The organism is Flintibacter faecis, assembly GCF_014287875.1.
GTDB classification, from domain to species: domain Bacteria; phylum Bacillota; class Clostridia; order Oscillospirales; family Oscillospiraceae; genus Lawsonibacter; species Lawsonibacter faecis_A.
On the sequence record NZ_JACOPN010000009.1, the window covers coordinates 31,530 to 52,930 of the forward strand.

The 21,401-nt window shown below is 64.2% G+C and carries 15 protein-coding genes; 9 read left to right on the forward strand and 6 right to left on the reverse strand.

Going from position 1 to position 21,401, the window contains the following annotated elements; genetic code table 11:
• The first annotated feature begins 14 nt into the window (after positions 1-14).
• From H8S55_RS12050 to argF, 6 genes are all read left to right on the forward strand, one after another.
• Positions 15-806 carry a hypothetical protein gene (locus H8S55_RS12050; RefSeq protein ID WP_186879160.1) on the forward strand — a complete coding sequence of 264 codons (792 nt, stop codon included), beginning with the start codon at positions 15-17 and terminating at the stop codon, positions 804-806.
• A 32-nt stretch (positions 807-838) separates the two neighbouring features.
• The gene (argC, locus tag H8S55_RS12055; RefSeq protein WP_186879161.1) at positions 839-1,783 is read left to right on the forward strand and encodes an N-acetyl-gamma-glutamyl-phosphate reductase; all 945 of its coding nucleotides are present in this window, start codon (positions 839-841) and stop codon (positions 1,781-1,783) included.
• Between the two features lie 68 nt (positions 1,784-1,851).
• Positions 1,852-3,072 carry a bifunctional glutamate N-acetyltransferase/amino-acid acetyltransferase ArgJ gene (argJ, locus tag H8S55_RS12060; protein WP_186879201.1) on the forward strand — a complete coding sequence of 407 codons (1,221 nt, stop codon included), beginning with the start codon at positions 1,852-1,854 and terminating at the stop codon, positions 3,070-3,072.
• 64 nt (positions 3,073-3,136) lie between these two features.
• On the forward strand, positions 3,137-3,994 hold the full coding sequence (gene argB / locus H8S55_RS12065; protein WP_147562787.1) for an acetylglutamate kinase: 858 nt from the start codon (positions 3,137-3,139) through the stop codon (positions 3,992-3,994).
• 16 nt (positions 3,995-4,010) lie between these two features.
• A complete protein-coding gene (locus H8S55_RS12070) occupies positions 4,011-5,189 on the forward strand; it encodes an aspartate aminotransferase family protein (RefSeq protein ID WP_186879162.1) in 1,179 nt (392 codons plus the stop codon).
• Positions 5,190-5,218: 29 nt separating this feature from the next.
• On the forward strand, positions 5,219-6,142 hold the full coding sequence (gene argF / locus H8S55_RS12075) for an ornithine carbamoyltransferase (protein ID WP_147562789.1): 924 nt from the start codon (positions 5,219-5,221) through the stop codon (positions 6,140-6,142).
• 544 nt (positions 6,143-6,686) lie between these two features.
• On the opposite strand, the gene plsX is transcribed toward argF, so the two are convergent.
• From plsX to dprA, 4 genes are all read right to left on the reverse strand, one after another.
• Positions 6,687-7,754, reverse strand: a complete 1,068-nt coding sequence (gene plsX / locus H8S55_RS12080; protein ID WP_147562790.1) for a phosphate acyltransferase PlsX — start codon at positions 7,752-7,754, stop codon at positions 6,687-6,689.
• Between the two features lie 19 nt (positions 7,755-7,773).
• A complete protein-coding gene (gene trmFO / locus H8S55_RS12085; protein WP_147562791.1) occupies positions 7,774-9,078 on the reverse strand; it encodes a methylenetetrahydrofolate--tRNA-(uracil(54)-C(5))-methyltransferase (FADH(2)-oxidizing) TrmFO in 1,305 nt (434 codons plus the stop codon).
• A 36-nt stretch (positions 9,079-9,114) separates the two neighbouring features.
• Entirely contained in the window at positions 9,115-11,499 is a 2,385-nt protein-coding gene (gene topA, locus H8S55_RS12090) for a type I DNA topoisomerase (RefSeq protein ID WP_186879163.1), read from the reverse strand.
• 95 nt (positions 11,500-11,594) lie between these two features.
• The gene (gene dprA / locus H8S55_RS12095; RefSeq protein WP_186879164.1) at positions 11,595-12,836 is read right to left on the reverse strand and encodes a DNA-processing protein DprA; all 1,242 of its coding nucleotides are present in this window, start codon (positions 12,834-12,836) and stop codon (positions 11,595-11,597) included.
• 114 nt (positions 12,837-12,950) lie between these two features.
• Here dprA and H8S55_RS12100 point away from each other — a divergent pair, with 114 nt between their 5' ends.
• Positions 12,951-14,159: an MFS transporter gene (locus H8S55_RS12100; protein WP_186879165.1), complete on the forward strand. Its 1,209-nt coding sequence runs from the start codon at positions 12,951-12,953 to the stop codon at positions 14,157-14,159.
• On the opposite strand, the gene H8S55_RS12105 is transcribed toward H8S55_RS12100, so the two are convergent.
• Positions 14,156-14,917, reverse strand: a complete 762-nt coding sequence (locus H8S55_RS12105; RefSeq protein ID WP_366467958.1) for a TrmH family RNA methyltransferase — start codon at positions 14,915-14,917, stop codon at positions 14,156-14,158. The two genes, H8S55_RS12100 and H8S55_RS12105, sit on opposite strands and share 4 nt — an antisense overlap.
• 376 nt (positions 14,918-15,293) lie before the next feature.
• On the opposite strand from H8S55_RS12105, the gene galE reads away from it, so the two are divergent.
• Positions 15,294-16,283: a UDP-glucose 4-epimerase GalE gene (galE, locus tag H8S55_RS12110; protein WP_186879166.1), complete on the forward strand. Its 990-nt coding sequence runs from the start codon at positions 15,294-15,296 to the stop codon at positions 16,281-16,283.
• A 301-nt stretch (positions 16,284-16,584) separates the two neighbouring features.
• Here galE and H8S55_RS14395 read toward each other — a convergent pair whose 3' ends face one another.
• Positions 16,585-19,488, reverse strand: a complete 2,904-nt coding sequence (locus H8S55_RS14395; RefSeq protein WP_186879167.1) for an S-layer homology domain-containing protein — start codon at positions 19,486-19,488, stop codon at positions 16,585-16,587.
• Positions 19,489-19,805: 317 nt separating this feature from the next.
• On the opposite strand from H8S55_RS14395, the gene murJ reads away from it, so the two are divergent.
• Positions 19,806-21,362 (forward strand): murein biosynthesis integral membrane protein MurJ, encoded by a 1,557-nt coding sequence (murJ, locus tag H8S55_RS12120; RefSeq protein WP_186879168.1) that lies wholly within the window; start codon positions 19,806-19,808, stop codon positions 21,360-21,362.
• Positions 21,363-21,401 lie beyond the last annotated feature (39 nt).

A 21,401-nucleotide genomic window follows, 5' to 3' on the forward strand; every position in this document is an offset into this window, starting at 1 on the left:
AAGGAAGAGAACCGATGTATCACATAAAAAAGCGGGCCCTGGCCCTGGCGGCGGCGCTGTTGCTGCTGGCCGGATGCGGCAGCCGGGATGAGAGCCCGCTGGATCAGTCTCAGCCGTCACAGAGCGCAGTGAGCACTTCTGCGGCGGTCCGAGAGGAAGCGCCCGCCGCCGCCAAAAGCACGCCTCAGTCCCCGGCAGAGGGGAGCGGCGACAGCGCTCCGGGGCAAGAGGATGCCCCCCAGCCCTCCCAGGACCCGGACCAGTCCCAGCAGCCCGATCCGGGCCAGCCGGAACCCCAGGCGCAGGAGCCTCAGGAGGACCTGTTCTCCCAGCTGCCCCAAATCTTTGTCTTCTCCAGCGGCACTGGGGCCTGGTCCACCCAAGTTTCCATCCAGGCGGACGGGACCTTCACCGGCCACTACGAGGACACCGATGCCGGGGATACGGGGGACGGCTATGATGCCACCGTGTACCAGTGCGATTTCAGCGGCCGGTTCAGCCCTCCTGTGGAGCAGGGGCCCTGCATCTATTCTATGGAGCTGGAATTTATCCACCTGTACGATACCCCGGGCAACGAGGTCATCCGGGACCAGATGCGCTATGTCAGCACCGACCCCTATGGTCTGGACAACGCCCAGGAGGTCATGCTCTACTGCCCCGGGGCCAAACTGGCCGACCTGCCGGAGTATTTTCTCCTGTGGACCAATCAGGGCCCCAAGGAAGAAGTGAGCCCGGAGGACACCCTGTCCTTTTATGGACTTTATAATGTAAATGAAAGCGAGGGCTTTGCCGGTTATAACGGCTGAGACCAGCGCAACGCATAAGGGAGGATCATCGTATGAATCGACCCAAGGTATATATTGACGGGAAAGAGGGCACCACCGGCCTGCAGATCTACGAGCGCCTGGGCAGCCGGGACGACATCCAGCTGCTGCTCATTGACGAGGACAAGCGCAAGGACCTGGAGGAACGCCGAAAGTTTTTGAACGAGGCCGACCTGGTGTTCCTCTGCCTGCCTGACGCCGCTGCCAAAGAGGCGGTCACCCTGATCGACAACCCCAAAACCCGGGTCATCGACGCCTCCACCGCCCACCGCACCGCCCAGGGCTGGGTATACGGCTTTGCCGAGCTGCTGCCCGGCCAGCGCCAGCGCATCAAGTTCGCCGGCCGGGTGGCCAACCCCGGCTGCCACGCCACCGGCTTTTTGTCCACCGCCGCCCCTCTCACCGAACTGGGTGTTCTTCCCCGGGACTATCCCGTCACCTGCTTCTCCCTCACCGGCTACTCCGGCGGGGGCAAGAAGATGATCGCCGAGTACGAGGCCCCCGACCGCAGCCCCCTGCTGGATGCCCCCAGCCTCTATTCCATCGGCCTTGCCCACAAGCACCTGCCCGAGATGCAAAAGCTGGCCGGACTGGACAGCGCCCCCGTGTTCGTCCCCATTCTGGGGGACATTCGCCAGGGGATGATGACCTCCGTCATGCTGCAAAATCGCCTGCTCAACGGCTCCCCCACCGCCCAGGATATCTGCGAGATGCTCTCCTCTTACTACGAGGGGCAGGAGATGGTGCGGGTGCTGCCCTTCGGCGGCGAGACGCCCCGTCTGGCCACCAGCGCCCTGGCGGGCAAAGACTATCTGACCATCACCGTATCCGGCCACACCGACCAGACCCTGCTCACCGCCCAGTTTGATAATCTGGGCAAGGGTGCCTCCGGCGCAGCGGTGCAGAACATGAACATCATGCTGGGCTTCCCGGAGACCACCGGGCTGAACATGGACTGATCAGTCATCCAAACAACTTCCAGGGGCGCGGCCCCTGTCATCTAAGGAAAGCGAGGAAGATCACTATGCTGAATCAGATTTCCGGCGGCGTGTGTGCCGCCAAGGGATTTACCGCCGCCGGTGTCCACTGCGGCGTGAAGGCGGGCAGCAGCCCGGATAAGAACGACCTGGCCCTGATCCTGTCGGAGAAGGAGTGCGCCGCCGCCGCCACCTATACCATGAACCGGGTGAAGGCCGCCCCCCTGTATGTGACCATGGACCACCTGGAAAACGGCGTGGCCTGGGGCGTGGTGGCCAACAGCGGCAACGCCAACGCCTGCTGCCCCCAGAGCCATGAGAACGCCGAGGCCATGAGCGCTTCCGCCGCCGCCGCCACCGGCCGGGAGCCCGGCGACTTTGTGGTGGCCAGCACCGGTGTCATCGGCCAGACCATCAACATCTCCGCCATCCAGGCCGGGCTGCCCCAGGCCGCCGCCGCCCTGTCTGCCGACGGCTCCGATGCCGCCGCCCACGCCATCATGACCACCGACACGGTGAAGAAGGAGATCGCCGTCTCCCTGACCATCGGGGGCAAGGAGGTCCGCCTGGGCGCCATCGCCAAGGGCTCCGGCATGATCCACCCTAACATGGGCACCATGCTGGCCTTTGTCACCACCGACTGCGCCATCACCCATGAAATGCTCAGCGATGCCCTCCACGAGGTGGTCGCCCGCACCTTCAACCGGGTCACTGTGGACGGGGACACCTCCACCAACGACATGTGCGTGGTGCTGGCCAACGGCATGGCAGGCAACAGCCTCATTGAGTGGAAGGACCAGGACTATGAGACCTTCCTGGCCGCTTTGGAGGAGGTCTGCCGCCATCTGTCCCGCGCCATCGCCGGGGACGGCGAGGGGGCCAGCAAGCTGGTCACCTGCAAGATGCACGGGGCCCGCAGCGAGGAGAGCGCCGAGCGCCTGGCCAAGGCCGTGGTGGGCTCCTCCCTGGTAAAGGCCGCCATGTTCGGCGCCGATGCCAACTGGGGCCGGGTGCTGTGCGCCATGGGCTATTCCAAGGCCCCCTTCCGCCCCGAGCATGTGGATGTGTCCTTCTGCTCCCAGGCCGGGTCTATCCTGGTGTGCAAGCAGGGCGACGGCGTGGACTTTGACGAGGACAAGGCCAAGACCATCCTCACCGAGAAGGAGGTCATCATCGACGTGGACCTGCACGAGGGGGACGAGAGCGCCGAGTGCTGGGGCTGCGATTTGACCTATGACTATGTGAAGATCAACGGCGACTACCGCACCTGATCTGCGCCCATCGGGCAATTCACAAGAAATCTAAACCAAACATACTGAAAAGGGGGCCTTTCCCATGGCTTTTAACGAGGTGGACCGCGCTCAGGTGCTGGCCGAGGCGCTGCCCTATATCCAAAAATATTCCGGCAAGACCATCGTGGTCAAATATGGCGGCAACGCCATGATCTCCGAGGACCTGCGCCGGGCCGTGATCTCTGACATCGTGCTGCTGAACCTGGTGGGTATCCGGGTGGTGGTGGTCCATGGCGGCGGCCCCGAGATCAACGAGATGCTGACCAAAATCGGCAAGGAGTCCAAGTTTGTGGACGGCCTGCGCTATACCGACGAAGAGACCATGGACATCGTGCAGCAGGTGCTGTGCGGCCGGGTGAACAAGAACCTGGTGGCCACTCTGAACCGCATGGGCGGCCGGGCCGTGGGCCTGTGCGGCATGGACGGCGGCATGTTCCAGGCCAAGCAGCTCAGCGAGAAGCTGGGCCTGGTGGGCGAGATCCATCATGTGGACCCCAGCCCCGTCACCGATGCCCTGGACGACGGCTATATCCCCGTGGTGTCCACCGTGGCCCAGGGGACGGATGCCGACTGCGCCTATAACATCAACGCCGACACCGCCGCCGCCAAGCTGGCCGTGGCCCTGAAGGCGGAGAAGCTCATCCTCCTCACCGACGTGCGCGGCCTGCTGCGGGACCCCAAGGACGACGCTACCCTCATCTCCGAGCTGCAGCTGTCCTCTGTCCCCGCGCTCGTCCGGGAGGGCGTCATCTCCGGCGGCATGATCCCCAAGGTGGACTGCTGCGTGGAGGCAGTGCGCTCCGGCGTGGACTCCGCCATCATTCTGGACGGCCGGGTGGCCCACTCCATCCTCATTGAGCTGCTGTCCGACGCGGGCATCGGCACCATGCTGGTACACTGAAAGCGGAGGAATTTTTATGACATTTGAAGAGATCCGTGCCCTGGACGAACAGTATGTGATGCCCGCCTACAGCCGCTTCCCCGTGGCCGTGGACCACGGCAAGGGGGCCACCGTGTGGGATGTGGCCGGAAAAGAGTATATCGACTTTACTGCCGGCATCGGCGTGTGCTCCCTGGGCTATGACTATCAGCCCTGGGTGGATGCGGTGTCCTCCCAGGCCGCCAAGCTGGCCCACATCTCCAACCTGTACTACGCCGAGCCCTATGCCAAGGTGGCCCAAAAGCTGTGCACCCGGGCGGGCATGTCCAACGTGATGTTCGCCAACTCCGGGGCCGAGGGCAACGAGGCCATGATCAAGCTGGCCCGGAAGTACTCCTATGACAAATACGGCAAGGGCCGTGGCACCATTCTCACCCTGCACAACTCCTTCCATGGCCGCACCCTGGCCACCCTCACCGCCACCGGTCAGGACAAGTTCCACGACTATTTCTTCCCCTTCCCCGAGGGCTTCCGCTATGCCGATGCCAACGACCTGGACAGCGTGGAGGCGGTGGCCGGTCACGACGTGTGCGCTGTGATGTTCGAGCTCATTCAGGGGGAGGGCGGCGTGCTGCCCCTGGACCGGGCCTTTGTCTCTGCCGTGGCCGACCTGTGTGAAAAGCGGGACTGGCTGCTGCTCATTGACGAGGTACAGACCGGCGTGGGCCGCACCGGCTCCCTGTTCGCCTTCCAGCAGTACGGCATCACTCCCGATGCGGTGTCCTTCGCCAAGGGCATCGCCGGAGGCCTGCCCTTCGGCGGCGTGATGGCCAGCGAGAAGTGCCGCAATGTGTTCACCGCAGGCACCCACGGCACCACCTTCGGGGGAAACCCCGTGGGAGCCGCCGCCGCCTGCTGCGTGCTGGACACCATCGACCAGGACTTTCTGGACAAGGTGAAGGAGAAGGGGGACTATCTCCGCACCCAGATCGAGGCCATGAACATCCCCTGCCTGGGCAAGACCCGGGGCATGGGCCTGATGATCGGCATCGAGGTCAAGGGCGACAGGACCAACCGGGAGCTGGCCGCCGCGCTGGCGGAGCACGGCCTGCTGTGTCTCACCGCCGGGCCCGGCCTGCGACTGCTGCCCCCTCTGGTCATCTCTCAGGAGGAGATGGACAAGGGGCTGGCCATCCTCAAAAACACCCTGTCCTAAGCTGAAAAAATCACCGGGAGGCGTTTATCATGCAGAAAGACCTGTTAAAGCTGCTGGACCTGTCCAAGGAGGACATTCTGAACATCCTGAACACGGCGGACCAGCTGAAATATAACCAGAAGCACGGCATCGTCCACGACTATCTCCATGGCAAGACCCTGGCCATGATCTTCGAGAAGAACTCCACCCGCACCCGCGTCTCCTTTGAGACGGGCATGTTCCAGCTGGGCGGCCACGCCCTGTTCCTGTCCGGCAAGGAGAGCCAGATTGGCCGGGGCGAGCCTGTGGAGGACACCGCCCGGGTGCTGGACCGCTACTGCGATGGCATTATGATCCGCACCTTCGCCCAGGAGGAGGTGGAGGAGCTGGCCCGCTTCACCACCATCCCCATCATCAACGGCCTGACCGACTTCTGCCACCCCTGCCAGGTGCTGGCCGACCTGATGACCGTGCGGGAGCACAAGGCCGTTCTGGAGGGCTTGAAAATGTGCTACATCGGCGACGGCAACAACATGGCCAACTCCCTCATCGTGGGCGGTCTGAAGTGCGGCATGGAGGTGGCAGTGGCCTGCCCCGAGGGCTATGAGCCCGACGAGCAGGTGCTGGACTTTGCCCGCAGCGACCCCAGCTTCCGCTTCTCCCTCCACCGCGCTCCCAAGGATGCCGCCGTGGACGCAGACGTGATCTTTACCGATGTGTGGGCCTCCATGGGCCAGGAGGAGGAGCGTGCCATCCGCGCCAAGGCCTTTGAGGGCTATCAGATCAACCAGGAGCTGATGGACCTGGCCCACCCCGACTGCATGGTGCAGCACTGCCTGCCCGCCCACCGTGGGGAGGAGATCACCGCCGACGTCTTCGAGGCCCACGCCCAGGAGATCTTCGACGAGGCCGAGAACCGGCTCCACGCCCAAAAGGCCGTTATGTACCTGCTGATGAAAAACAAAGAGGACTAAATACCAAAAGTAAAACAGAGCGTTGTCTGAAATTCAGACAACGCTCTGTTTAATATTGCCATTTTTACTTATTCTGATTTGGTCCAAATTGGAATTCTGGTCGTTGGTGTCATTAACTTGTTCCTGCAAGTTAACAATAAAAAGAAGTAACCGCCTTAGCTTGCCCAGCTAACGATTACTTCTTCAGGTAATGATTGGAGGGGCTCCCGTCCTACCGGCAGCGCCTCCCTTTGATTTCAGTATAACATGATTTGGTAAATTGTCAATCCCCCGCCCGGGGGATTTGAGACTGTCGAAAAAGCCTGTCATTGCGAGGAGGCCCAACGGGCCGACGTGGCAATCCGTTCCTAAAACTCACGAGTATCAGCACATTCTCGACTTTTTGGTTACGGATTCCCACGTCGCTGCGCTCCTCGGAATGACAGAAAAGGGTTTATCGACACGCTGCAATCCCCCGCCCGGGGGATTTTCGTTTTACCCCTCCCGGCCAAACTCCCGGCGGAAATACTGCACGAATATCCCCGCCGAAATCAGGGCGGTGTGCTTATGCCTGCTCGGGGGCTGTTTCCTTGGCGGCCTCCTTCGCCTTTAAAGGCGGGTCCAGGCGCATGACGTCCACGTTCTCGGTGATGCTCTCGATGATGCCGGAGGAGACATACTGCTTGGCCTGACGGACGGCGTTTTTGATGGCGTAGGCATCGGAGGAGCCGTGGGCCTTGATGACGGGCTTGGAGATGCCCACCAGGGCGGTGCCCCCCACTTCGCTGGAGCTGAGCAGCTTTTTCATCTGCTTCAGCCCGCCGGACACCAGCACAGCGGCCAGCTTGGTCAGCAGGTTCTTGGTGAACACGCCCTTCAGCTCCCGCACCAGGTAAAGGCCGGTGCCCTCCATGGTCTTCAGGAAGATATTGCCGGAGTAGCCGTCGCACACGATGACATCCACCGCGCCCTCCACGGCCTCCCGCGCCTCCACATTGCCCACAAAGTTGATGCGGCCCGCCTTTCCCGCCTCCACCAGCATGGGATAGACGGCGGTCTGCAGACTGGTGCCCTTAGAGGGCTCCACCCCGATGTTCAGCAGACCTACCCGGGGCTCCGGGCGGCCCAGGACGTGCTCGGCGTAGTAGGAGCCCATATAGGCAAACTGCAGCAGATACTCTGGGGGACACTCGGCGTTGGCCCCGCAGTCGATGAGCACTGCGCCGCCGTTGCCTGTGGGCACCACGGGGGCCAGGGCGGCCCGGCGGATGCCCCGGATGCGCTTGACCACCAGGGTGGCCCCGGACAGCAGGGCACCGGTGGACCCGGCGGAGACAAAGGCGTCCCCCTCTCCGCTTTTCAGCAGGTTCAGGCCCACGGTGAGGGAGGAGTCCTTCTTCTCCCGGAAGGCGGTGGCCGGGTTGTCGCACATCTCCACCACCTCGCTGGCGTGGGCGATCTCCACCCCGGCGGGCAGCTCCTTGATGCCGTTGTCCTCCAGGACCTTCAGGATGGTCTCCCCCCGGCCCACCAGAATAACGCCAACGCCATATTCCCGGTTGGCCTCTACGGCACCCATCACAGGGGCCTGGGGGGCGTTGTCTCCGCCCATGGCATCTACAATGATCTTCATATCCATCCCGTCCTTTCCCTCAGCCCAGGTCCAGCTCGGCAAGCTTTTCCAGGGCACGCTTGGATATCTCGGCGTTCTTATTCCGCTTCCCCTTCACCCGATAGCCCAGCTGGGGGATCAGGCCGAAGTTCACATTCATGGGCTGGAAGTTCACCACGCTGGGGTCGCTGACATACAGGGCCATGGCCCCCATGGCCGTCTCCCGGGGGAAGTTGATGGGGGGCTTGCCCTCCAGACGGCGTGAGAGCTCCATGGCCGTCAGGCAGCCGGAGGCGGTGGACTCCACATAGCCCTCCACGCCGGTGATCTGGCCGGAGAACATCAGCCGCTCCTGGCCCTTCACCCGGTAATACCGGTCCAGCAGCCGGGGGGAGTCCAGGAAGGTATTGCGGTGCATCACGCCATATCGAATGTACTCGGCGTTTTTCAGGGCGGGGATCATGGAGAATACCCGCTTCTGCTCCGGCCAGCGCAGGTGGGTCTGAAAGCCCACGATGTTGTAGATGGAGCCCTGGGCGTTGTCCTTGCGCAGCTGCACCACGGCATAGGGCTCCTCCCCGGTCTTGGGGTCCTTCAGGCCCACGGGCTTCAGGGGGCCATAGCGCAGGGTGTCCAGGCCCCGGCGGGCCATGACCTCCACGGGCATACAGCCCTCGAACACGCCGGCATCCTCAAAGCCGTGTACCTCCGCCTCCTGGGCGTGGGTCAGCTCCTGCCAGAATGCCTCGTACTCCTCCCGGCTCAGGGGGCAGTTGATGTAGTCCGGCGTGCCCCGGTCATACCGGGAGGCAAACCAGGCGCTGTCCATGTCCACGCTCTCGAAGGTGACCAGGGGTGCGGCGGCGTCGAAGAAGTTGAGGTATTTGCTGTCGGGGAACAGCCCGCCGATGGCCTGGGACAGGTTCTCCGAGGTCAGGGGCCCGGTGGCGAAGATCACGTTGCCCTCGGCAGGGATCTCCGTCACCTCCCCCTCCACCACAGTGATGTTGGGGTGATTGCGGATCTTCTCGGTAATGGCGGCGGCAAAGGCGTTCCGGTCCACCGCCAGGGCGCCGCCGGCCTCCACCCGGTGTGCGTCGGCACAGGCCATGATGAGGGAGCCGCAGCGGCGCAGCTCCTCCTTCAGCAGCCCCACGGCGTTTTCCAGCTGGTCAGAGCGCAGGGAGTTGGAGCACACCAGCTCGGCAAAATATTCCGTGTGGTGGGCGGGGGACATCTTCTGGGGCTTCATTTCTCTCAGTTCCACGGGGATGCCCCGCCGGGCCAGCTGCCAGGCGGCCTCGCTGCCCGCCAGCCCTGCGCCGATGACAATAACAGGTTCCATAGCGTTCTCCTTTCGGGGTCTCCCCCCTGTGTCAGATCATTCTTCCGTCTTTTTCGCCGTCGTGGTCTTTTTGGCGGCGGTGGTTTTTTTCGCCGTGGTCGCCTTCTTGGCGGCGGTGGTCTTCTTGGACGTGGTCGTTTTCTTTGCGGCAGCGGTCTTTTTCGCCGTGGTGGTCTTTTTCGTCGCCGCCGTCTTTTTGGCGGCGGGCTTTTTGGCGGTCTTGGGGGCTTCTGCGCTCTCGGCGGCGGCATCCTCCGTCTTTGCGGCGGCGGGTTTGCGCTGCCAGCCGCCCCGCTTGTCCTCCGGGGTGAAGTTGGAGCAGCTCTCGTTGATGCAGAAGGGCTTTTTGGCCCCCCGGCCCGCCTTTTTGAACATGGTCTGGCCGCACACGGGGCAGTTGTCCTTCACGGGCACATCCCAGGTGCGGAAGTCGCACTTGTTGGCCTCGTCCCGGCTGCTGCACCGCTCGCAGCAGTAGAAGGTATACTGCTTGCCGGTGGTGCGGCTCTTGCCCGTGCGCTTGAGCAGCCGCCCGCCGCACTTGGGGCACTTGCCGGGCATCTCGATCACCATGGGCATGGTGAAGTCGCACTCCGGCCAGCCGGGGCAGGCCAAAAACTGGCCGAACCGGCCCATCTTCACCACCAGGTTCCGCCCGCACTGGGGACAGATCTCCTCCGACACCTCGTCGGGGACCTTGATGCGCTCGCCGTCCAGCTCCTTCTCCGCCCGGGTCAGTTCCTTCTCAAAGTCCTGATAGAAGTCGGAGAGCACCTTTTTCCAGTCGGTCTTGCCCTCCTCCACCTCGTCCAGCTTCTCCTCCATCTGGGCGGTGAAGGTGGGGTCCACGATATCCTGGAATTTGTCCTTCATCAGGCCGGTGACCACCTCGCCCAGGGGGGTGGGCCGCAGGGCCTTGCCCTCCTTCACCACATAATAGCGGTTCAGGATGGTGGAGATGGTGGGGGCATAGGTGGAGGGCCGCCCGATGCCCTTCTCCTCCAGGGCCCGGATCAGGCTGGCCTCGGAGTAGCGGGCGGGGGGCTGGGTGAAGTGCTGGCTCTGGGTCAGCCCCTGGCTGTCCAGGGCCTCCCCCTCCTTCAGGTCGGGCAGAGGGGAGGAGCGCTCCTCCTCTTCCTCGTCCTTGCCCTCCTCATACACGGCGGTAAAGCCGGAGAATTTCAGGCTGGAGTGGCTGGCCCGGAAGGTATAGCCGCTGTTCTCCACCTCGATGGACAGGCTGTCGTACACGGCGTTGGCCATCTGGCAGGCCAGAAAGCGGCTCCAGATCAGCTTATACAGGCGATACTGCTCCCCGGTCAGGTCCTTTTTGATGTCCTCCGGGGTCAGGGTCACGTCGGAGGGACGGATGGCCTCGTGGGCATCCTGGGCGCTGCCCTTGGTCTTGAAGTGCCGGGTGGCGGGGGGGTAGTACTCCGGGCCATACCGGTGGTGGATAAAATCCTTGGCTGCGGCCAGGGCCTCCTCCGACAGACGGAGGGAGTCGGTACGCATATAGGTGATCAGACCCACTGCGCCCTCGCCGGAGATGTCGATGCCCTCGTACAGCTGCTGGGCGATGGACATGGTGCGGGCGGGGGTCATGTTCAGCTTGCGGGAGGCCTCCTGCTGCAAGGTGGAGGTGGTAAACGGGGGGGCAGGCTGGCGGTTCTTCTCCTGCCGCTTCACCCGGGAGACGGAGAAGTCGCCCTGCTCCACTGCGTCCACTACGGCCTGGGCCTGGGCAGCGGAGTGCAGCTCCATCTTCTTCTCCCGGCCATAGAACTGGGCCTTAAAGCTGCCCAGGTTGGGGGCCACCCGGGCCAGAGCGGCCTCGATGGACCAGTACTCCTGGGGCTGGAAGGCCCGGATCTCCTCCTCCCGCTCCACCACCAGGCGGGTGGCCACCGACTGCACCCGTCCGGCGGACAGGCCCCGGCGGATCTTCCGCCACAGCAGGGGGGAGAGCTGATAGCCCACGATGCGGTCCAGAATGCGCCGGGCCTGCTGGGCGTTGACCAGGTCCTGGTCGATGGCCCGGGGGGCGGCAATGGAGTCGTTGACCACCTTTTTGGTGATCTCGTTAAAGGTCACCCGATAGGTCTTGTCGTCCGGGATGCCCAGCAGCTCCTTCAAGTGCCAGGAGATGGCCTCCCCCTCCCGGTCCGGGTCGGTGGCCAGATAGACGCGGCCGCTCTTTTTGGCCGCCTTCTTCAGGTCGCCGATCACGTCCTCTTTGCCCTTGATGGGCTGATAGTCGGGGGCAAAGCCGCCCTCGATGTCCACGCCCAGCTTGCTTTTTGGCAGGTCCCGCACATGGCCCATGGACGCCTTTACTTCATAGCCCGGTCCCAGATATTTTCCAATGGTCTTGGCCTTGGACGGGGACTCTACGATCACCAGGTCTGTTTTATTCGCCAATTCCCTTCACCTTCCTGTCCGGCGCGAAAAATGCCGGAACTATCTTAAAAAGTCTAAAAAAGTCTGTTGTGTGTTTTGTTTGCTGCGTCGGAGGGTCACTCCTCCAGTTCCACCAGGGCAGAGAAGCGCCGGCCCGGATGCTCGGCCACGGCGGCCTGGATCTGCAGCATGGTCAAAGCGGACAGCACCCGCTTGGCGGGGATCTGGGTCAGCTCCACCAGCTGGTCGGCGGTGCGCTCCCCATCTTTTAAAGCGGCCAGCAGGGCCAGCTCGTCATCGGTAAAGCGGCGTTTCTGCTCGCTGCGGGGGATCAGCTCCCGTCCGCTCTTGGCCGGGGCAGGCTCCGGCTCGGCGGCGGTATCGGCCTGCTGGGCGGCTCTCTCCCGCTCCTGGGCCTGGACGCTGTCCGCCATCCGGGCCCGGGCGGCCTCCGGGGTCAATGGGGCTGCCCGGCCCAGCTTGTCCGGGAAGCGGCCCCAATATTCCTCCAAAATGTCCCGGCCGCAGGTGACCAGCTTGGCCCCCTGCTGGATGAGGCGGTTGGTCCCCTCGCTCATGGGAGCATCCAGGGCCCCTGGCACCGCAAACACGTCCCGGTCCTGCTCCACGGCGTGGTTCACCGTGCTCATGGTCCCGCCGAAGGGGCGGCACTCCACCGCCAGCACCCCCAGGCACAGGCCGCTTAAGATCCGATTGCGCCGGGGAAAATTCCGCCAGTCGTGGGGCGACCCCGGGGGATATTCCGACACCAGCACCCCCGCCGCGGCCACATCGTCATAGAGAAACCGATTCTGCACGGGATAGGGCACATTCACGCCCCCGGCCAGCACACAGGCCACCGGGCCGCCGCCCTTCAGGGCCCCCCGCACGGCGCAGGTGTCCAAGCCCTGGGCGATGCCGGACACCACCAACGCGCCCCCGCCGGCCAGCTCCATGCCGAACTGCTCGGCCCAGCGGCGGCCATAGGCGGTGGGCTCCCGTGCCCCCACCACGGCGATGGCCGCCTCCTCGTCAAAGTGGAGCCGCCTTCCCTTGAGATAGAGCACCGCCGGCGGGTCGGCGATCTGCCGCAGGCGCATGGGATAGTCCGCGTCCTGAATGGTCATCACCCGCACGTCCAGCCGGTCACACTCCCCCAGAATGGCCTCCGGGGCATCCATGCTCTTGTCGGCCAGGCTCCGCTCCAGATTGGGGGAGAGGCCCAATTCGGCGACATCCCCCTCGTCGGCGTAGTACACCTGCTCCGGGGTGACGAACCGCTCCAGCAGCTTCAGGGCCCGGACCGAGTCCATCCCTTTGCGGCTGGTGAGCCAAAGCCAATATTTCAGCTCCGCCATAAAAAGTGCCCCCCCTTACATTAGACCGGATTTTTCTTTACAAATGCATCGCACTACGGTATGGTTGTATCAAAGCAAGCTGCCGCAAAAACGGCAGAGAAGGAGCCATCCCGTATGAACCGTCCTCACTATGCCTGGCTTGTCTGCCTGGGCGGAGCGCTGACCCTGCTGTCCACCGTGGGCCTGGGGGTCAACGTGTTCGCCGTGTACCAGCCGGAGATCATCGCCCTGCGGCACTTTACCAACGCCCAGGGCTCCCTCATCACCACCGTCCGCAGTCTGTTCATCCTCATCGCTCTGCTCACAGTGAACCGGGTGTGTGCCCGGCTGGGACTGCGGCGGAGCATGACCCTGGGGGTGGTCCTCATCGCCCTGTCCTGTTTCTGCTTTGGGGCAGCCCGGGCGTTCTGGCAGTACTGCGTGGCCGCCGCCTTCACCGGCCTGGGCTATTGCTATGGGGGAATGGTCCCTCTGTCTCTGCTCATCGGCCGGTGGTTCCGGCTCCGCCGGAACCTGGCCCTGGGGCTGGCCTCAGCGGGCAGCGGGGTAGCCAGCATCGCTGCCTCTCCCCTGCTGGCCCATGTCATGGAGAAGCAGGGGCTTCAGGCCGCCTTTTGGTGGGAGGGGGCCGTTCTGATCGTCCTGGCCGCAGCGGTGTGGCTGCTGGTGCGCAGCGATCCGGCCCAGCTGGGATTGGAGCCCCTGGGCGGGGCCGCACCCAAAACTGACGCGCCCCACTCCGGCAGCTCCTCCGGTCCTCCGGCCTATCTGGCCGCCATGGCCGCCGGCTTTCTCATCGGCGGCGTGGGCGGCCCCGGCTTTTCCCACCTGACGGTCCACTATGCCACCCTGGGCTATGCCCCCCTGTTCCTGGCGGGACTGGTATCCGCATCCGGCGTTTGCATCTGTGTGGGCAAGGTGCTGTGCGGGCAGATCTATGACCGCTGGGGGGCGGCAGCCGGAGACAGCTACTGCTATCTGGGTGTGATGGCGGGGACGGCACTGTGCTGCCTCCCCGCCGGGGAGGGGCCCCTGCTGCCCGTGCTGGCGGTGGGGTTCTTCTCCCTGGGGCTGCCCATCTCCGCCGTATCCCCGTCGGTGTGGGCCGCCGATCTGGCCGGGCCGGGGGACTTCCCCCGGGCGGTGCAGGCCATCAACCTGGCCTATACCGTGGGAGTCATTCTGTTCGGCCCGGTGCCCGGGCTCCTGGCCGACCGGACGGGCAGCTATGTCCCGGCCTATCTCCTCTTCGCCGCCCTGCTCACCCTGGCCATCGTTCTGGTGCGCATGGCCTATGTCCGGGCAAACCGGCAGAAGGTCTAGCGGCCCATCTCCCACAGCACAACGGTGGCGGCGGCAGCGGCGTTCAGCGATTCGCACCGGGCCCGCATGGGAATTTTCAGGGTCTTTGCGCTCTGGGAGAGCAGCCCCTCTGACACCCCCCGGCCCTCGCTGCCGATGACCACGGCGCAGCGGGATAGCTCCGCTTTCCGCAGGTCCACCGTGTCCTCCCGCAGGGCGGTGGCGTAAAGTGGGATCCCTTGCTCCCCCAGCCACTGGGCCAGACCGTCGGCATTCCTCTCATACACGGGCAGGCGGAAGCAGGCCCCCATCGTCGCCCGCACGGTCTTGGGGTTCCAGGGGTCGGCGCAGCCGTTGACCAGGATCAGGCCGTCCGCCCCCAGGGCGTCGGCGGTGCGCCAGATGGTTCCCACGTTCCCCGGGTCCTGCACCCCGTCCAGCACCAGATAGTGCGCCCCAAGCAATCTCTCCGGCAGGGCGGTCTCTGCCGTGCGGCACAGGAACAGGGCTCCCTGCGGACTTTCCATGGGCGAAATAGAGGCCATCACGTCCCCGGGCACCTGCACCAGACGTACCCCGTCGGGCAGCTCTGGGGCATCAACGCCCTCTGTCAGCACCACGGTCTCCAAAGGTGCGTCCCACTTCAGCGCCTCCTCCAGCAGCTTTGCCCCGTCCCCCAGGAACAGCCCCTGTTCCCGGCGGTAGGATCGGCTGGCCGTCAGGCGGCGGATGCGGGTCATCAGCGGATTTTTTCGGCTGGTAATATACTCGGCGTTCACGGCCTGACCATCTCCCTGTGTTTTTTGTTTTCTCTCTTGCCGAAGAAACCGCCCTTGCGGTTTGTTCAGTACGCATTATAATAAAGGTATCCTCCGGCGTTGTCAAGCCGTCCTTTTTCCACTCTCTGCCTGTTTTCCCTCTGAGCATACCACGCCCCGGACCCGAAACCGGGGGAAATCTGTCCTTTTTTGCCCGCAGTGCCATGGAAAAAGCATACACTCCCTTGAAAACCGGGGCTGAACATGCTATTTTGTTCTTGTCAAGCTGTCCCTGGCGGCAGTTTGTATCTCAATTTGTATTTTTATTTGAAAAAATCTCGATCTGTTATCGAATTTGGGGCCTTTCCGCCCCGACACAGGAAGGATGGAAAAAACTATGGCAATTCTTGTTCTGGGCGGAGCCGGATATATCGGTTCCCACACTGTGTACGAGCTCATCCAGGCCGGACGGGACGTGGTGGTGGCCGACAACCTGCTCACCGGCTTCCGGGCCGCCGTCCACCCCAAGGCCCGCTTCTATCAGGCGGACATCCGGGACCGGGCAGCTATGGACAAGCTGTTCCAGACCGAGCACATCGACGGCGTCATCCACTTCGCCGCCTCCTCCCAGGTGGGCGAGTCTATGGCCGACCCCCTGAAGTATTACGACAACAACCTGTGCGGCACCACCACTCTGCTGCGGTCTATGGTGGCCCACGGGGTGGACAAGATCGTATTCTCCTCCACCGCCGCCACCTATGGCGAACCTGAGCGGGTGCCCATTCTGGAGACCGACCGCACCCAGCCCACCAACTGCTATGGCGAGACCAAGCTGGCCATGGAGCGCATGATGTGCTGGACCAGCCGGGCCCACGGCCTGCGCTATGTGGCCCTGCGGTATTTCAACGCCTGCGGCGCCCACCCCTCCGGGGCCATTGGCGAGGCCCACGACCCGGAGACCCACCTCATCCCCCTGATCCTCCAGGTCCCCAACGGCAAGCGGGAGAAGATCTCCATCTTCGGCGACGACTACCCCACCCCCGACGGCACCTGCATCCGGGACTATATCCACGTCACCGACCTGGCCCAGGCCCACATTCTGGCCCTGGACTATCTCCTCGCCGGGGGGGAGAACAACGTGTTCAACCTGGGCAACGGCGTGGGCTTCTCTGTGAAGGAGGTCATCGACGTGGCCCGCTCTGTCACCGGCCACCCCATCCCTGCGGAAGTCTGCCCCCGGCGGGCAGGGGACCCGGCCCAGCTGGTGGCCTCCTCGGACAAGGCCAAGTCCGTCCTGGGCTGGAAGCCTCAGTTTGCCGACCTGAACACCATTGTGGCCACCGCCTGGGCCTGGCACAAAAGCCACCCCAACGGGTATGACCGGTGATGGGTGACTGAGCGCCGCCCTCATCCGGCCCTTCGGGCCGCCAGCGTGTCAATAAACCCGTTTCTGTCATTCCGAGGAGCGAAGCGACGTGGGAATCCGTAACTCAAAAGCCGAAAATATACCGATAATCATAGCTTTTTGGAACGGATTGCCACGTCGGCCCGTTGGGCCTCCTCGCAATGACAGGCTTTTTTGACAGTCTCCCGGCCCTTCGGGCCACCTTCCCCCTGGCAGGGGGAAGGCTTCTTTCCAGATAAAGCGAGCCGCCCCAAAAACGGGGCGGCTCGTTGTCGTTTCAGATTCAGTTGGACAACTGGAGGTAGCTGGCGGAGACATAGCCCCGGGCGGCCTGGCCGGCGGCGCTGCGGTACAGCACCTTGCACCAGCCGTTTTCCACGCGCTCCACGATCAGCACATCCCCGTTTTTCCGCCGGTCCACCACCGGGTTGTCGGTGCCCGGACCGGAGCGCACATTCAGGCCCACGTCCGCATTAAAGACGGTGCCTGTGCGCTGGGCGGGCTGGCAGTCCACCACGCAGCTGGCGCTCTTCCCGCTCCAGGCGGCGGTGATGACCGCCTGGACCGTCCCGGCGGCGGTGTTCAGGTTGGTCACCGTGCCGTCAGCAGAGACGGCGGCGCAGGCCCCATTACAGCTCCAGGTGACGACCGCCCCGGTCTGCTCCGGGGACAGGGTGGCGATGAGCGCTCTGCTCTCCCCGGCATTCAGGGCCAGCTGGCTCACATCCAGGGTGAGAGAGACCTCCTGGGCGGGGGTGTCCGGCGTGTCAGGCTGCTCGGGGGTCACCGGAGTATCCGGGGTGTCCGGCGTCTCCGGCTGGCTGGGCTGCTCGGGCGTCTCCGGCTGGCTGGGGGTCACCGGGTCGGTGGGCACGTCGGTGATGGGGGTATAGGTCATCAGCTTATACAGCAGGGCCGCCATCTCCGCCCGGGTCAGGTTGCCCTTGGGGTCGATGCCCGTGCCCTTGCCGCTGACCACTCCCTGGGCCACCAGGGTGGCAGTGTGGCCCTTGGCGTAGTCGGCGATCTTGTCCTTATCCGAGAAGGCGTCCAGCACCAACAGGCTGGCATCCGGGCAGGTCTTGCCCAGCAGTGGCATGGCCTTGCGCAGGATGGTGAAGGCCTGCTCCCGGGTGACGGAGCTGGTGGGGGAATAGCTCCCGTCCCCGGTGCCCGAGGCCAGGCCCGCGCTCTGGGCCCAGGACAGGGCCTTGTAGTAATAGTCGCTTTGGCTCACGTCGGTAAAGGTGCAGCCGGCGGACACAGTGGGGCGGCCCACGGCGTTATACAGCATGAGCATAAAGTCCCCCCGGCGGATCTGATAGTCCCGGCCGAACTGGTTGGCGGACACGCCGCCCACGATGCCCTTTTCATAGCAGTATTCCACCGCCTCATAGGCCCAGTGGCCCTGGGGCACGTCGGCGTGGGTGTCCTTCACCGTCACCTTCACGGTTTTGGTCTGTCCCCCGGCAGCGACGGTGATGGTGCCGCTGCCGCCGCTCTGCCCGGCGGTGAACAGGCCGTTTTCGTCCACCGTGCCGATGTCCCCGGCGACGGAGACAGACACGCCCTTCCAGCTGCGCAGGGCGGTACGGCCCCAGTAGCTGCCGGCAATGGCCATCTGCACGCGCTCCCCCGGCTTCACCGTCATAGAGGTCAGGGCGTTGGAGCTGCCCTTTTTGGACACGGTGAGCACCGTGAGGCTGGAGACGATGTTCAGTTGAGAGGTCCCCATCGCCCCAAGGCTGTCCGAGGAGAGCTGGAGCTGCTCCACGCCGCTCTGGCCCCCGGCGGTGTATACGCCATTGGTGATGGTCCCCAGGCCGCTGCCCGAGGTGATCGAGACATCGCTCACGCCGGAGCTGGTCACGTTCAGCCCCTTGTCCAGGGCCACCGCCCCGGGGAGGGTGAACTCCGAGCCGGTGAGCACGGTCTGCCCCTCCTCCTTCAGGGCCAGGCGTGTGGGGACGCCGTCCCCCTTCTCGTCGGCCACCAGCAGCAGATAGGTGGCACAGCTGCGGGGCCGCCCGTCAGAGGGGATGTTCTTGATGGAGATGGCGCTCTGGCCCGGATACCACACGGAGATGGCGGTGGAACCGCCCCCGTCCAGATTCACCACCCACTGGCAGCCCCGGTCCCGCATCTCTTCGGCCAGGTCCTTCTGGCTCAGGCCGATGGAATAGCCGCTCTGGCGGCCGTCCACGGCGTACACCAGCAGAGTGCCGTCCGCCTTCACGCCCAGGGCGGTGCGGGGGGCCCGGCCATCCTTCATATAGTTCCACTTGCTGCTGTCGGTGAGGGAGCCGTTTTTCACCATGATATCTCCCACGCCCCCGGCCCACTGGGCGCCGGAAAGGGTCTGGTCGTCACAGCTTGCCCGCAGGGTGATCTTGTCCCCCACGGCGAAGGTCTGATAGTTGAACAGATAGCCGGAGGCATCGTCGGCGGTGAGGACATACTCGTCCTCCCCGATGTCCAGGGGATAGGCGGACTGGAGCAGCTCCGTCACCTGCAGGGTCAAATCGGTATTCAGGGCCAGCTTGGCCCCCTCGCTGCCGTCCACCAGCTTCATGCGCACATACCAGCCGGAGGTGGAGGTGCGGGTGGACACGGTGGAGAAGTGCCGGTTCATTAAGTACATGCCCCCGGTGGCCGCCCGGACCTTGTTCAGGTGCTGGGGGTGGATCTGGGTGCCGTTTGTCTGGTTGGTCAGGGTCAGCTGGATCTTGGGGCTTTCCACCAGCTCTACCTTGCCGTCGGTGACGGTCATGGCCGCCTCGTTCTCCGGGCTGGACTGATAGTCCCCGTCCTCGATGACGATGCCCATGGGCACGCCGGTGGAGGTGGCGAAAAAGTCGGTGTTGATGGCCCCCAGCACATGATAGCCCAGGCTCTCCGCCCGACTGACCGCCTTGTTGATGGTGGCCGCACCGTACACCGTGCCCGCCGACTGCAGCAGGATGGGACGGGCCGCCGCCCCGGGCTCCAGCTCCAGGGAGAAGCTCTCCACCCGGCTGCCGTTGTTGGCCGTCACCGTGTTCTGATAGCTCAGTCCGCTGACCAGCTGTGTGCTGGTCTGTATCTTTTTGTCCCCTGCGGCGGCAAGGGCGCTGGGGATGGACAGCACCACCGCCAGGGCCAGTGCCGTCACCCGCCGCAGCAGGCCGATCTTTGTGCTTGTTTTCATGCTCGCTCCTTTTTGTATCCGGGCGGCGTTTCCGCCCTTTTGCGGTTCCCGGACGCGGTCTGTTCCCGTTCCAAGCCCCCGTGTCCGGGCCGGGAGCCCTGTATTCCCGCACATTATAGCAGGGTTTCCCCGTCTTTTCAACCAAACGCGCAGGAATTTCTCCTGGAATCCTGTGCCGTTCCCCGCAACTGTGAACAAGCTGTGAATGCTCTGCCCCGACAGTTGAAAACGTGCCCGTATTGGTGTACAATAAGTCGATTGCGGCCACTGCCGCCGTCTTTTCAAAACCTCTCCCGAAATCTGAAGGAGGTCGACCCTTGGAGCAACAGTCAAATAACGCGGCCAAAACCATCAGCGTGGTCATGCTGGTCACCCTGCTGGGCAAGGTCATGGGCCTTTACCGGGACCGCCTGCTGGCCATCCACTACAGCGTGGGGGTAGAAGCCAACGCCTTTTTCACCGCCAGCCGCATCCCCCGGGTGTTTTTCGATGCGGTGTTCGCCTCGGCCATCGCCGCATGCTTCATCCCCGTGTTCAGCGAGTTTTTAGAGAAAAAGGGCCGGAAGGAGGCCTTTCGCTTTGCCGGGAACTTTATCACCGTTATGGCCCTGCTCACCGGGGCCCTCACCTTGATCGGGATGCTGTTCCCCCAGGTCCTGGTGGCCCTGTTTGCCGACTATGCCGACCCGGCCACCACCGCCCTGGCCGCCTCTCTCACCCGGGTCATGTTCCCCACGGTGCTCTTCTCCGGGGTGGCCTTCTCCCTGGTGGGCGTTTTGCAGGCCCAGGACCGGTTCACCGCCCCGGCGCTGATGTCGGCGGCCTCTAACCTGGTCATCATCGTCTATTTTCTCTTCTTCGACCACACCTTCGGCATCTACGGTCTGGCCGGGGCCTATCTGCTGGGCTGGCTGCTCCAGGGTCTGATCCAGCTGCCCTCCCTCAAGGCCACGGGCTATCGGTTCCGGCCCATGTGCGCCATAGGCAGCGAGGGGATGCGCAAGGTCTTCGCCCTGATGGGCCCGGTGATGGTGTCCACCTGGGTGCAGCCCATCAACCTGGTCATCAACTCCCGCTTCGGCTCACGGCTGTATGACGGGGCCGGCGTGTCCGCCATGGAGTATTCCAACAACCTGTATCTGGTCATTGCGGGCACCTTTATCCTGTCCATCACCAACGTCATTTTCCCCCGCCTGTCCCGGCTCACCGCCGGGGGCAACGAGAGCGCCTTTCGGGACACCATCCGCCAGACGGTCCACAGCAGCCTCTACTTCGTGCTGCCCATGTCCGCCGGACTGATGGCGGTCTCCCGGCCCCTCATCTCCTTTTTGTACGGGGGCGGGGAGTTTGACGGCTTCGCCGTGGACATCACCTCCGCCGCCCTGGTCTTCCTGTCCCTGGGCATGGCGGGCTACGCCGTGCAGAACATCCTCAGCCGGGCCTATTTCGCCCGGCAGGACGGGAAAACGCCTCTGGTCGCCGGGGCGGTGTCCATCCTGGTGAACATCGCCCTGTGCATGGTGCTCACCGGGCCCTTCCGGGTGGCGGGGCTGGCCTTCTCCTCGGCGGTGTCCTCCACGGTATACGCCCTGCTCCTGCTGCTGCCCATGCAGCGCCGGGGGGAGGGGGTGCTGGACGGCGGCATGGCCCGGGACCTGTTGAAAATGCTGCTCTCCGCCGCCGCCACCGGTCTGGCCGCCGCCGGGACGCTGTACCTGCTGGGCGGCGTGCTCCCCGGGGGCAAGCTGGGGGAGCTGCTCTGTCTGGGCGGCTGCGCCCTGGTCGGCCTGGCGGTCTATTTCCTGCTCACCCTGGCCCTGGCCGTGCCCGAGGCCAAGCTGGTGGTCTCCCTGGCCCGGGGCAAGGGGAACTGATTCCCCCGTCTCCTTCTCTTGAATTCTAATCCCGGCGGC

Coding starts and splice junctions, on each gene's coding strand:
- dprA (WP_186879164.1), bottom strand. CDS start 12,836: ATGGCGGAGCTGAAATATTGGCTTTGGCTCACCAGCCGCAAAGGGATG.
- H8S55_RS12100 (WP_186879165.1), top strand. CDS start 12,951: ATGAACCGTCCTCACTATGCCTGGCTTGTCTGCCTGGGCGGAGCGCTG.
- argC (WP_186879161.1), top strand. CDS start 839: ATGAATCGACCCAAGGTATATATTGACGGGAAAGAGGGCACCACCGGC.
- galE (WP_186879166.1), top strand. CDS start 15,294: ATGGCAATTCTTGTTCTGGGCGGAGCCGGATATATCGGTTCCCACACT.
- H8S55_RS12070 (WP_186879162.1), top strand. CDS start 4,011: ATGACATTTGAAGAGATCCGTGCCCTGGACGAACAGTATGTGATGCCC.
- H8S55_RS12050 (WP_186879160.1), top strand. CDS start 15: ATGTATCACATAAAAAAGCGGGCCCTGGCCCTGGCGGCGGCGCTGTTG.
- argB (WP_147562787.1), top strand. CDS start 3,137: ATGGCTTTTAACGAGGTGGACCGCGCTCAGGTGCTGGCCGAGGCGCTG.
- argF (WP_147562789.1), top strand. CDS start 5,219: ATGCAGAAAGACCTGTTAAAGCTGCTGGACCTGTCCAAGGAGGACATT.
- plsX (WP_147562790.1), bottom strand. CDS start 7,754: ATGAAGATCATTGTAGATGCCATGGGCGGAGACAACGCCCCCCAGGCC.
- trmFO (WP_147562791.1), bottom strand. CDS start 9,078: ATGGAACCTGTTATTGTCATCGGCGCAGGGCTGGCGGGCAGCGAGGCC.
- H8S55_RS14395 (WP_186879167.1), bottom strand. CDS start 19,488: ATGAAAACAAGCACAAAGATCGGCCTGCTGCGGCGGGTGACGGCACTG.